This window comes from Algoriphagus antarcticus (assembly GCF_002150685.1).
In the GTDB taxonomy this organism is placed as follows: domain Bacteria; phylum Bacteroidota; class Bacteroidia; order Cytophagales; family Cyclobacteriaceae; genus Algoriphagus; species Algoriphagus antarcticus.
This window is the reverse complement of sequence record NZ_MSSW01000040.1, coordinates 21,174-33,669: the sequence shown is the minus strand read 5'-3', so window position 1 is coordinate 33,669 and position 12,496 is coordinate 21,174. Positions and strand designations below refer to the sequence as shown.

The following is a 12,496-nucleotide window of genomic DNA, read 5'->3' as shown; positions in this document are numbered from 1 at the left end:
ACTATTGGTTAAAGCTTTCTGTGTAGATTTTTTTCAAGGCTTGAATAAATGCATCATTTTCAGCTCTAGTTCCTACAGAGATTCTAAGGCATTCTTCACAAAGCTGAACTTTGGATCTGTTTCTCACAATGATCTTTTCTTCGATCAGGTCGTCGTACACATGGCCTGCATTTGGGATTTTCACTAGAAGGAAATTCGCATGAGAAGGATGGATTTTCTCGACAAAATCAAGCTGACTCATTTCCTTCTTTAAGTATTCACGTTCCTGGAGAATGTCCGCGATCATCACATTTACTTTATCTACATTCCTGATCGCTGCCAAAACAGTCTGTTGAGTCAGTCCAGAAATATTATAAGGAGGTTTGATTCGGTTCAGAATCTTAATCATTTTCTTGCTGGCAAAAGCCATCCCAAGTCTAAGAGAAGCAAGTCCCCAAGCTTTTGAAAATGTCTGCATGACCAGAAGATTACCATATTCACTCAAAAGAGTGGTAAAGCTTGGCTCATCACTAAAATCAATATATGCTTCATCCACGACCACCAGGCCATTGAATTCCCGAAGCAGTTTTAGAATATCCTCACGATTTACCTTATTTCCGCTTGGGTTATTTGGCGAGCAGACAAATATGATCTTTGTGTTTTCATCTACCGCATTTAAAATCAGATCTGGCTGAAGTTGGAAATCGGCAGTCAAAGGAATTTTTCTGGTTTCTACATCATTGATGCCGGCGCTTACCTCATACATTCCATAGGTAGGCGGCAGGAGGATCACGTTGTCTTTTCCAGGATTGCAAAATGCTCTGAAAAGCAAGTCAATTGCTTCATCAGAACCATTTCCCAAGAATATTTGAGAGGATTTCACTTCTTTGATCTTCGCAATTTCCTGCTTCAAATCAAGCTGATAGGGGTCAGGATAGCGATTGTGATCCTCATCGGTAACAGAACCGTAGGGATTTTCATTTGCATCCAGAAATATGCCTTCCTTGCCGGTGTATTCATCTCGGGCGGATGTGTATGGCTGTAGGTTTGCGATGTGAGGTCTAAGTAATGGGGTTAGGTCAAACTTCATTTCTTCTGTTTTTTGAGATGTTTGAGTCTGATTGAAACGGCATTTTTGTGTGCATCCAGCAGTTCGTTTTCTGCCATGATTTCTATGGTCGGACCTAAGTTTTTCAATCCCTCAGGACTGATTTTTTGATAGGTTATTTTCTTCACAAAGCTGTCAAGCGACACACCGCTGTAATTTCTTGCGTAGCCATAGGTTGGCAAAGTGTGATTGGTGCCTGAGGCATAGTCACCCGCTGATTCTGGCGTGAAGTTGCCTATGAAGACCGATCCTGCATTGTAAACGGCACTCACAGCTGCCTCTTCTTCCACCACGCTGATGATCAGATGCTCAGGTGCATAGAAGTTAATCAATTCCATAGCTTCCTCAGCGCTGTCCATTAGTACAGCTATTGAATTGGCAAGAGCTTTTTTCGCAATGTCTTTTCGTGGAAGTTTTTCTAGCTGCTCATCGATCTCTTTGATTACACGCTGCGCAAATTTCTCTGTGTCTGTCACCAAAATGACTTGGCTATCCACGCCATGCTCTGCCTGAGAAAGTAAATCTGCCGCTACAAAAGCTGGATTGGCAGAATCATCCGCATAAACCAACACTTCGGAAGGACCTGCGGGCATGTCAATGGCCACTCCGTATTTAGTAGCGATCTGCTTTGCTGCTGTCACAAATTGGTTTCCAGGGCCAAAGATCTTATCCACTTTTGGTACGCTCTCAGTTCCAAAAGTCATAGCAGCAATAGCCTGTGCTCCGCCGGCTTTTACGATTTTGGTGATGCCTACCAATCCAGCAGTATAAAGAATGGCCGGGTGGATTTTCCCTTCTTTATTTGGAGGAGAGCAAAGCACAATTTCTTTGCATCCAGCCAATACAGCGGGAATTCCAAGCATTAATACGGTGCTGAAAAGCGGAGCCGTACCTCCAGGAATGTATAAGCCAACCTTTTGGATTGGGATGCTTTTCCTACTGCAAACCACTCCTGGCATTACTTCATCTACCAACTCAGGAGTGGCCTGAGCCATGTGGAAGCGCTCAATATTTGCCTTGGCAACATTAATAGCTTCTTTCAAGGCTGGAGAAATAGCAGCTGCTGCTGATTGGATTTCTACTTCCGATGGAAAAAGTGACTCCAATTCAACGTGATCGTATTCCATTGCGAATTTGAAAAGGGCTTTGTCGCCGTTTCTTTTCACTTTCCGCAGGATTGGCTTAACGATCTTATTTATCTGCTTGGTTTTAAATGTTGGCCGAGCCAACTGCTTTTTCCAAGTTTCCTTACTAGGATTGTCCAGGACTTTCATGTGTATGTAATTTGATTTCGATAGGACACATTGTATCTCGCATGGAAAATAATCATCCCTCTGTGTAACGGTTTAGTCAAGCTCGATTTCATTTGATTTCTGGTCTTGAGTTGTGCAAATAATTATGCAGGATTAAAGAATCATCTTTTCTATAGGAACGACCAAGATGCCTTCTGCTCCGGCAGCTCTGAGTTCCTCGATATTTTCCCAGAATTGATCCTCGTTCAGTACTGAGTGAACGGATGACCAACCTTCTTGAGCAAGTGGCAGAATAGTAGGGCTACGCATTCCGGGAATCAAGCTGGTGATTTTCTCAATGGAATGATTTGGCGCATTGAGCAAGACGTACTTGCTGCTTTTCCCTTTCTGAACGGCATTGATTCTAAAGAGAAGCTTTTCTGCAATTTCCTTTTTCCAATCGGGCAGATTATTATGGGCGATCAAAACAGCTTCGGATTTGAAGATTTCTTCTACTTCCTTCAAGCCATTCATCATCAAGGTAGAGCCAGAGCTTACGATATCACAGATTCCTTCTGCCAGACCAATGCTTGGTGCGATCTCTACGGAACCAGAGATTTCGTGGATATCGGCATTGATATTTTGGCTTTTGAGATAATCACCAAGAATTTTAGGGTAGGAGGTGGCGATGTTTTTTCCTTCGAAAAACTCCACTCCATTATATTCCTGACCTTTTGCTATCGCTAGAGAAAGTCTGCATTTGGAAAAACCAAGAGCCTTCATAGTAGTGACATTCTTGTCTTTCTCTACGACTTCATTTAGACCGACAATCCCAAGATCAGCGACTCCATCGGCTACATAGCCAGGGATATCGTCATCGCGGAGAAATAGGAATTCAATTGGGAAATTGGTGGAAGTGGACTTGAGTTTGCCCGTTCCATTATAAAACTTGATGCCACATTCTTTGATGAGGCTGAGAGAGTCGTCAGATAGTCTGCCGCTTTTCTGCACGGCAATACGGATTATTTTTTCCATGTTGGCAAGTTACGCTAAGAAATAAAATGATATAGTAAATGTTGGCGAAAAGCGGAATCCCTATCATCGGCTTCACCGGGTGTGTAAAAATATTCCTCAGGAGGAATGATGGAAATGATGCATCAAGTTGCCTTGATGTGCTGTTGCTAAAAAATCAATATTTCTATTGCTGTTTTCCATTATCGTTGGCAAAGATAGGGTTCGATGGAGAAAATGCAAATTGAGAGGTGTTATTTTGAAAGTCTTTTTTAACCAAAAGAATACGAAGGTTTCGCAAAGGTCGCAGCTCTTAGTTAGTTCAAGTTCTTCAGACTTGGTCTCCATTCAGTGAAGTGTTCAGACTGCTCAATAACTGTTGGAGAATTTTACAAGAGCAGTTTGAAAACTGTAAGTAAGCCAAATCACAAGTATGAAGACTCGTGCCAATGGGTACTTCTGAGCCTGTAAACTGGGACTTATCACACCTAATCAGGATGATTTATTGATCTAAGAGTTTCTCCAGACTATCCATATCACCGCTTAAAGCCTTGCTGATAGCTTTGTTCCAGTTAGACTGTTTCTCCTTATTTATTCCATTTTTGGTTTGGCTATCGTATACTTCCTGCAACAGATTCATCTCCCTGTAAGCATCCAGATAGACATCGTTGAGCTTTGCCTCGAATAGATTTGGTTCTAATTCCATACTATTGAGTCTTTCGATCATCCGATTAGCGGCAATTCTGGTAAGGTCAAAATGCCGCTGCTCATGATTATTAGCATAGTCATCAGCATCTTTAACCCAAGATTGGCCAGGAAGCATATATACTTTTACTTCAATGGTTTGCACGATTTCTCCAGCTTCAATTGATGCATTTCCTTCGATGGATAGACTACTGAAAATTGTAGCATTGTATGAACTTATTCGATTGGGGGAGTCGGTAAAATCATCCCAAGTCAAAGGTCTTTCACGATCATAAAATACGGTGTCTTTACTGCTTGGTCTTTTTGGGTCGAGAATATTCAGACGGACTTTCTTCGCCAGTGATCTGTTGCTTTGATATTGAGTGCTAAGCCAAGCATCGAAATATTCCCAGCTATTTTCAAATAATCTTTGTATTGAGGTTTCTACATTATTCATTTGGTTTGCAGGTCTTCCATATTTAGCCTTGCTATTGAAGTCAACTAAATGAACTGCCTCATTTTCTCCAAGTAGAAAGAAACCGAGGCTCAGTTGGATCTCACCTTTATATCCTCTGAGATCAGGTTGATAAGCTTCCTTGAGGTCCAGATTGTAAACTTTCACCTGAAGCTTATAAGAAGGATTTTGGGTGGTAATTATTCTGGCATTGTAAAAGGCCAGGGCTTGTTGAGCTAATTTTCCTCCGAAGTTAGCAGGGTGTTTATTTCGCTGGGAATCATAGACCTGTCCAATAGATTGTTGCACACGGGAATCTATGACTTTATCGAATAGGTAATTTTTTTCTTGGGCAGATTTTCCGACTGGGTTAAGCTTCAATGTCAAATCTTGACCTATGGAAATACCCACAGAAAGGGAAAGACCGATAATAACCAAGAGCAAGATTTTCATGATTTGGAAAACGTAGTAAGGCGAAAAGGGTTTTCACACGTGTGCAGTCTATCTATAAACAAAAATAATCATCTGCTATACGAAAATGGAGGTCTTTGGCCTTTTTTAAATCGCGATCATTATATAAGTACCTAGTCCAAGCAGAATGGGATATTTGCAGATTTCAGCTCCTTTTCCTGGAAGAATAAATTAATGATTGGTTTCTCCTCGATAACCTTATTTAGTGAGGCGAATAGCGCAGGACAGGATTGCCGAACTACTTTGCGGACTGTATATATTAGGCATTCAAAAAAAGAAGCGCAGCTTTTGACTACGCTTCAATTATATGGTTGACATTTGATTTATTTGAAAAGCTGCGGTGTAAAAATTGCGAGATAATCCCTCCAGTTCGCCCATGTATGTCCACCTTCACTTTCGTGATACTCGTGTTCAAAACCTGCTTTGTTTAACACGGACAACAGTCTTTTGTTTGCTTCCATCAGAAAATCATCTTTACCGCAGCCAACCCAATAGGTAGTTACTCCGCTTTCTTTCAAAGCTGTGAATTTTTTCTCCAGCTCAATCCTATCGGCGTTGGCATCGAAAATCCCGCTGCTGAAAACTCCGATATAGCCAAATGTTCCAGGATATTCAATAGAAGCCGTGATCGTATGTGCGCCGCCCATTGATAGTCCTGCAAGTGCTCGACTTTCTTTGGCATCTTTTACACGGTAATTCTTCTCAATATAAGGCACCACATCTTCTACGAGACTTTTTTCGAACTTGCCTTGGAACTGCGCTCGACTTTCTCTCGTCATTTGTCCCACTTCTGAAACATTTCTTAGCGTGCTAGTTTGCCAAGCATTTCCATTGGTCATGACGACAAGCATTGGTTTTGCTTTGCCTTCGGCTATCAAATTATCCAAGATATAATTTGCACGGCCTAGAGATGACCAAGCATCTTCATCTCCTCCTGCTCCATGAAGTAAATACAATACTGGATAGTTCTCATTGCTGGAATCATATCCTGGAGGGGTTTACACATACATTCTTCTGTATATATCCAAGGAGGGCGACTGGTACCAAACTTTGGAAATTGATCCATGAGGAGTCTCATTCAATTCAAATAGTTCTGCTCCCTCTCCCGGAATGATAAGCATGCTGGCATAGCGAACTCCATCCCGAAGTGCATGAGGATTGGTAGGGTCAATGGCTGCTACCCCGTCGACAAGGAAATTGTAGTGGTACATGGATGATGCCAGTGGAGCTGTTGATACAGACCAAACGCCCCGTTCATCTTTTTTTAATGGAAGGCTTTCTCCATTTGCCATCCAGCTACCGTTTACAGTGACAGCATTTGCGTCAGTGGATAATACACGAAAAGTGACTGAGTTGTCAGAAGCGATTTCCGGAGAGACCACTTTTGGAGCCTGCATGGCACTCCTCTCCTGAGCCAGAGCGATTGTGCCAGTATCAAGTAATAGTAAAGCCAGAGTCCAGGCTTTTAGATTAGTAAGGTTCATAATGATTGGTTTAAGGTTATTCGAAATCCTGAGGAGCATACGGAGTCATAAGCACGCTCCAGTTTTTTTTCAGGATTTACTAGTAGGATTACTAGTAGGTATTTGATTTTCCAAATCTTCTATTGTGTCCTATTGAAAATTACAATAAAAACTTGGGGATTTCCAAAGAAGGATCAGTCAACTCTCTGTATTGTTTTGCGATTAGAATATATGATGAATGAAGGTTTGTTCTTCATTATTCAGCTTAAGTTCAGAAAATCAAAGGATGTTATGGTGATTTTACAAAAATTGATCGGTTAGTTGAATACTATCGAACGAAGTGTGTTCGGAAGCGTACAGGAGATTAATTGGGATAAAAATCAACTTCACGGTTTTTAAATTTTTTCAAAATTAATTTCCCTTAACAGGCAATGTTTGGCGCGACATCATAAACATTGAAATACCTAAAAAGTGTACGATAGCAATGCACTCGGTCGGGGATGTGATCACTTATTGTACAGGTTTTGTTAAAAAATCGTGATCCTTTCAAAATTTAATTCTGAATTCTTCTTAAAAATTTAAAGAAGTGAAAAATTATCAGTCTTCCAGCAAAGATTGTTTTTGGATTGGTATGCGCTTAGCATTAGGGAAAGCACAATACTAAACCAAATATTATGAAAACCTTATTCACAGTAGCATTAGCAAGCGCATTATCTTTTAGCTCATTGGTAGCAAACGCAAGTGAAGATCTGAGAGCACTTTCCTCTGTCAATTCAAACTACAAAAAAATCAGTGTCACGCTCAACGAAGGTCTTGGCAACGCTAAAATTTCTATTTTGGATGCAGATGGAAAAAGCCTTAATAGCAGAAACGTACGCGTGAAAGATGAGAATTTGCTGGTTCCTTATGACTTGAAAAATTTACCAGCGGGTGAGTATCAAGTGAAAATTGTAACCAATAATGAAGAAATTGTCTACACTGTAGAAACTAAAGAGCAACCTATTTCTTCAAATGATTTGCCTTTGATGGCTTATGGTAAAGTATTGGATGACAATACCGTGAGACTGGCAGTTGTGGGCTTGCTTGAGCCAGGAGTAGATGTGAAAGTTTATTCTTCAGAAAGCGGCAAGCTTATTTATGAAGAGAAAATCAACCAAGCCGAAGGATTCATCAAGAACTTTTCATTCAACGGTTTGAAAGCTACAGATATCTACATGGAAGTAAAAGATGTAAAAGGAAGAAGAAAAACATTGTTCTTGTAAGGATTAAGCCAACTATTACCACAAGCCCTGATTTCCGAATCAGGGCTTTTTTTGGGTGAATTATTTTAACCGCAATGGACACAAAGATTTTCGCAGAGGTCTCAATTATATAGTTTATTTGGATACCGCCTGGTTTCTCTAGGATTTCCCCAAATATTGTGACCCGTATGAAGGCTGATCTTGAAAAGACCTACGTGTATTAGCAAGTTTGTCAGCGAAGATCTGCGATAATTGAAAGGTTTTTTAAACTACAGCCACTTTTTTCTCTTGAAGTAAATGAAGGGCAAGATTGCCGAGCAAATCATAGCAATCAATACGATCGGATATCCAAAAGCGAATTTAAGTTCCGGCATCGTTTCAAAGTTCATCCCATAAACGCCGGCAATGAGTGTAGGAAGAGAAATACAGACGGTAACTACCGTGAGCATCTTAAAAATGTGATTTTGTTCCAAGTCAATCTTATTCGAAACGTTCTCTCTTAAATCGTCTAAACGGTCAAAATTGAACTCGATGTAATCGGAAATTACGGTCAGGTCATTCAGCTCAGTTCTTATACTTTCCTTTAACTCCGCTTTTTGTTCCCAGTTACTCTTGATATATAATCTCAAAACCCGTGTTGTCTCAAGCAGTGATTCTTTGATAAGTAAGTTGTTGAAATTATATCGTGTGATGATATCCATGACATTGCTGGAAAATTCCTTTTCTATCAGAATGTCGTTAGCGAGCAGTTTGACTTTTCTACTCAGGCTTTCCGTGATATCTGCGAAATAGTCAGAGACAAACTCAAACTGAAATTTGAAAATACCCTGCAAATCTGGGATCCGCTGCAAGGAATTTATTTTGGCTGGATACTTCTCATTGAAATACGCATCAAGATTTAAACTGGTAAAAAGGAAAAGCCCCACTTCGGTGATTATAATGAACAAGGGCTCTTCAACCATCGTTCTCTCAGTGTTGTAATACGGGATGGAGAAGTGAAATGCTGCTTGATTTTCATTTTCCAAAAAGTGTGAACTGATTTCTATATCCTCAAAATGCTTCATTATGGTGAAATCCAGCCCATAATTCTCCTCCAGCCAGCTCAACTCAGAATTGGTATAATCCATAAACTGCATGACATGAAAGTCAAGTTCTGAAACCGTCAGTTCACTCACACGTTGAGCTTTAAAGGACTTTTTATTTTTTAGGAGAATTTCGATCATTGGGTTCATTTTAAGTAAGTATCATTTACCGTAGTATTATTCTCCATTTTAAATTTTAAATTCCTTTCATCCTTCCTTCTTCTCACAATCCAATATGCCACCAACATATTTGGAACCCAGCAAAGCCAAGCGACGATTCGATAAGCAGGTTCAAAGTCGCCTTGATGAATAATGATTAAGATAGGAAGCCAGATTCTGAGCGTCACCGCTGCAAAACAAGCCGCATAGCTAAAGATCATCCAGTCCTCATGTGCGTCGTAATTATGCTTTTTGGCAGTAAACCATCCCATCATGGAGGTGAGTAACCAGATAATTCCCAAAGATATAAATCCAATTATACTGACCGTTCCACCTGTAGCATAGAGTCCAATATAAATCCCTGCCAGACTACTGAAGAATGCAGCTGTGACGTATGCCATTCCGATTCTCTTATGAAGCTTTCTGTTTCTATCCCGAAAGGCCTTGGGGAATTGAACCCAGCCAATCAGCAGTGCGAATCCCCCAAGGATAATGTGGGTGTAAAATCCAGCATTCCAGAGATTGGAAATGAGTAGGTCTGCAGATTTGGATTGGAGTAAGCCGAAATTTCTGTCTACAAAAAAATACAGAACAGGATACAAGCCAATGAGGGTACCAAGAATTCCAACTATCCACCAGCTGATCTTTCTTAAGACAGGTTTCATAGATACTAGATTTTAGATCATTGGGCGTTTTGATGAGTGAATCTTGACATTAGAAACTACTTCGAAAGATATTTCTCCAACTGGTCAAAAGTTCCACCAAATCCCTGTTCCATATTTCCAATATTATCAGCGAACACTTTCTTTGAAGTATCAGAGGCATTGTGAGGAAAGGAAACCATATCTATTCTGGCTTTGCCTTCCTCTACGTAAAATTCCAGATCTACAATCATTTCCATAGGCCAGTCCGCACCAAATGGTACTTCAGGAGCTTTGACAGTTTCGCCGGCTTCATTGGAAAAGCAATTGATAAATTGAAGTTTGGAGGATTCTTTGATTTCTTTAAATACCCATTTTGCCCACATTGCATTGTTTTCCTTATCTCTAAGCACAAAGTGAAAAATTCCTTCTGGATGAAATTCGAAGGTTTTTACTTGCATTTCGTGTCCCACTGGACCCCACCATTTTTGGAGGCTTTCGGACGTGGTAAAAGCATCGTAAACTTCCTTTTTTGAATTTGTAAAGTAGTGGGTGATTTCGAGTTCGGCTGGCATTAGCGTTGATATTAAGGTTCTTACTTGGGAAAAATAGTTGATGTTTAAATTGTGCTATTCCACCTTTAAGGAGGCTAGGGTGATTTGACTTTAATATAGTTGAAACTCAATTTTCATAGCGTTTGATAGTTTCTTCTAAAATCTCGTCCGCTCCTTCTAAAGAATAAGTTTTTACTTTCCCTGAGTGTAATTTTTGATACTCAACTTTCAATTCTGAGCCAGAAAAAGCGAAATCATTATCTTTTGTAAATACCTACGGATCTTCTTTGTCAAATTGCTGGAGGAGAGATTATACTTTTCCATGAATCTTCTCAATTACTGTTATTATGATCGTTTCCGTAGTGTAAGATAAGATTTGTGACTTTTAAAATCAGCAATGAGCTAGATTTTAAAGAATTCCCTGCAACCTCAAATATTGAAGCAACATAATCGTTTTGGCATCTTTGATCTCGCCATTGTTCACCATCTCTAGCGCATCATCAAAAAGCATTTCCAGTACTTCTATGTTTTCCTCCTCATGATCTACGCCACCACCTTCGCTTACTTTCATATCTTTGGAATAGGCCGCAATAAAGAAATAGAGAATTTCCGTGACTGAACCTGGAGACATATAGGCTTCAAAGATTTTTTTTACATCCTTGACCACGTAGCCAGTTTCTTCTTCAGTTTCTCTGCGAATGCAATCCTCGGCATTGTCCTTATCCAAAAGGCCTGCGCAGGCTTCGATCATCATGCCTGATTGATTGCCATTCGTGTAGGTGGGCAGTCTAAACTGACGCGTAAGAATGACAGTTTTCTTTTCCTGGTTATACAAAAGAATGGTCGCACCATTTCCCCGGTCGTATGCTTCTCGGGTTTGGGTGATGACCTCACCGTTTTTCTTTTTGTATTCAAAAGTGATTTTCCGAAGTGTGTACCAATTATCGGATAGCACTTCGGTTTTTAAAATGTTGACGTCTTTGAACATGGGTATAGCTAGTAGTTGAAAATAAACCTAGAGATTTGGCTATGGATTTGATTGGTTTTTAAAATTCTAAATATAATGTGTAGTAGATAGTTTGTACTGTTTACCCTTTTACTTTTCACTACTTACTTCTTGCAAATCTTGCAAATTTTACTATTTCCGCCCCGCATGCTGGCTCCGGACTAAATTGATCCAATGGATTATTTTTTATACTCGGGCTCCTTCCGCATGATCAACTTTCTTACCATCCAGCGTAATGTATTCCCCCATAGCATCTGCCGTCATGCAAGAATGAACAGGAAGTATTCCCAAAAGATCTCCAACTTTTACTTTGGCCAACAATTCGTCCGAAGCCTTGATAATTCCATGCTCTTGGGAAATGCTTTTCAAGAAGGATTTTTTTTCAGGAATCGTCCAGCCATTTTCATTTAGATAAACGACTTCGCCAAAGTTCTTCAACCCATTTTCTCCTACCAAAACATCCTTGGCAAGATGAACTCCACCGCCGTGGACTAGGATTTCTTTGCGGTTCTTTTTGATATCTACTACAGGAACTGCAAGGCAAACTGCGATGTCTCTTTTCTCACATCCACCCAATTCAGCTTGCATCAGGTCATAGAACACAAAATTACCAGGACCCATTTCGTCTATATCCTCAAAATCCTCCATCACTGCACATCCGGGTGTATCACCGATTCTGGACACTAAATTTGGAAACTCGGTGCTGTATTTGTTTTTGAGCATTCCCAGTGCATTTCTGGACTGCTCGTAAATAGCAGGGATATCAGGCATGTAATATGTGTGTCCAGGATGTAGGTAAAAGCCTTTGAACTTCAGCTTATCCGACTTTTTGGCAATCAGCATGATCTCCTCAATCAAACCGAAATCAGTTACTTCCACTCCAGTTCGGCCGTAGCCCGCGTCGATTTCAATAAAAAAACCAACTGAACTCTCTAATTGATCCGCTAGCATTTGAGTAGTTTCTGCATTGATCAACTGCACAGATATTGATTGTTTTGCAGCAATTTTATTGAGTTTGGGGATTTCAAGGGGATTGAAAGGAAATGCGATGTGGATATTTACCCAACCTTGACCCGAAAGATATTCTGCCATTTTGATGGAAGAGACTGTCACTTCAGTGATGTTATATTCTTTTGCCCAGTCACCGATTTGGTGCGATTGAGCAGTTTTGAAGTGGGGAACCAGTTTCATGTCGTGTCGGGCAGCCTTATCAGCCATACGTTTGATATTGGCTCGGCAGATTTTTTCGTCTAGAAGTAGCGTAGGGGAGGTTATTTGATCGAGGTAGCTCATGAGTGATTATTGAGTTATTAAAAATTTTATTGAAAGTAAGAAAGATTTACCATGTAAGAAATACGATTTACGGCATTCCCGCAGAGTTGAGCTGATTTATAAAGCCAAGTATCTTTGA

The 12,496-nt window shown here is 40.2% G+C and carries 11 protein-coding genes and 1 pseudogene; 1 reads left to right on the top strand and 11 read right to left on the bottom strand.

Going from position 1 to position 12,496, the window contains the following annotated elements; translation table 11 throughout:
- Nucleotide 1 precedes the first annotated feature (1 nt).
- The 6 genes and pseudogenes from hisC to BVH04_RS26135 all read right to left on the bottom strand — a co-directional run bounded on the left by hisC (nucleotide 2) and on the right by BVH04_RS26135 (nucleotide 6,423).
- The gene (gene hisC / locus BVH04_RS13515) at nucleotides 2-1,069 is read right to left on the bottom strand and encodes a histidinol-phosphate transaminase (RefSeq protein WP_086542004.1); all 1,068 of its coding nucleotides are present in this window, start codon (nucleotides 1,067-1,069) and stop codon (nucleotides 2-4) included.
- Nucleotides 1,066-2,361, bottom strand: coding sequence for a histidinol dehydrogenase (gene hisD, locus BVH04_RS13510; protein WP_086542003.1), 1,296 nt, complete (start codon nucleotides 2,359-2,361; stop codon nucleotides 1,066-1,068). Before hisD ends, hisC begins: the two co-directional genes overlap by 4 nt.
- 132 nt (nucleotides 2,362-2,493) lie before the next feature.
- Nucleotides 2,494-3,354, bottom strand: a complete 861-nt coding sequence (gene hisG / locus BVH04_RS13505; RefSeq protein WP_086542002.1) for an ATP phosphoribosyltransferase — start codon at nucleotides 3,352-3,354, stop codon at nucleotides 2,494-2,496.
- A 478-nt stretch (nucleotides 3,355-3,832) separates the two neighbouring features.
- Nucleotides 3,833-4,921 (bottom strand): hypothetical protein, encoded by a 1,089-nt coding sequence (locus tag BVH04_RS13500; RefSeq protein WP_086542001.1) that lies wholly within the window; start codon nucleotides 4,919-4,921, stop codon nucleotides 3,833-3,835.
- Nucleotides 4,922-5,262: 341 nt separating this feature from the next.
- A pseudogene (locus tag BVH04_RS26140) lies at nucleotides 5,263-5,922 on the bottom strand (alpha/beta hydrolase); the annotation flags it as partial.
- A gap of 15 nt (nucleotides 5,923-5,937) precedes the next feature.
- Nucleotides 5,938-6,423: a hypothetical protein gene (locus BVH04_RS26135; RefSeq protein ID WP_240510926.1), complete on the bottom strand. Its 486-nt coding sequence runs from the start codon at nucleotides 6,421-6,423 to the stop codon at nucleotides 5,938-5,940.
- Between the two features lie 653 nt (nucleotides 6,424-7,076).
- Between BVH04_RS26135 and BVH04_RS13490 the strand changes: the two genes are divergently transcribed.
- Nucleotides 7,077-7,664: a copper resistance CopC family protein gene (locus BVH04_RS13490; protein WP_086542000.1), complete on the top strand. Its 588-nt coding sequence runs from the start codon at nucleotides 7,077-7,079 to the stop codon at nucleotides 7,662-7,664.
- Between the two features lie 248 nt (nucleotides 7,665-7,912).
- Here BVH04_RS13490 and BVH04_RS13485 read toward each other — a convergent pair whose 3' ends face one another.
- From BVH04_RS13485 to BVH04_RS13465, 5 genes are all read right to left on the bottom strand, one after another.
- Nucleotides 7,913-8,866: a magnesium transporter CorA family protein gene (locus BVH04_RS13485; RefSeq protein WP_086542081.1), complete on the bottom strand. Its 954-nt coding sequence runs from the start codon at nucleotides 8,864-8,866 to the stop codon at nucleotides 7,913-7,915.
- A gap of 5 nt (nucleotides 8,867-8,871) precedes the next feature.
- On the bottom strand, nucleotides 8,872-9,549 hold the full coding sequence (locus BVH04_RS13480; protein WP_086541999.1) for a DUF2306 domain-containing protein: 678 nt from the start codon (nucleotides 9,547-9,549) through the stop codon (nucleotides 8,872-8,874).
- A gap of 56 nt (nucleotides 9,550-9,605) precedes the next feature.
- Nucleotides 9,606-10,100 carry an SRPBCC family protein gene (locus BVH04_RS13475; protein WP_086541998.1) on the bottom strand — a complete coding sequence of 165 codons (495 nt, stop codon included), beginning with the start codon at nucleotides 10,098-10,100 and terminating at the stop codon, nucleotides 9,606-9,608.
- 388 nt (nucleotides 10,101-10,488) lie between these two features.
- The gene (gene nudK / locus BVH04_RS13470; protein WP_086541997.1) at nucleotides 10,489-11,067 is read right to left on the bottom strand and encodes a GDP-mannose pyrophosphatase NudK; all 579 of its coding nucleotides are present in this window, start codon (nucleotides 11,065-11,067) and stop codon (nucleotides 10,489-10,491) included.
- A gap of 204 nt (nucleotides 11,068-11,271) precedes the next feature.
- Complete coding sequence (locus tag BVH04_RS13465) at nucleotides 11,272-12,378, bottom strand: alanine racemase (RefSeq protein ID WP_086541996.1); 1,107 nt, start codon at nucleotides 12,376-12,378, stop codon at nucleotides 11,272-11,274.
- Between the last annotated feature and the right edge of the window lie 118 nt (nucleotides 12,379-12,496).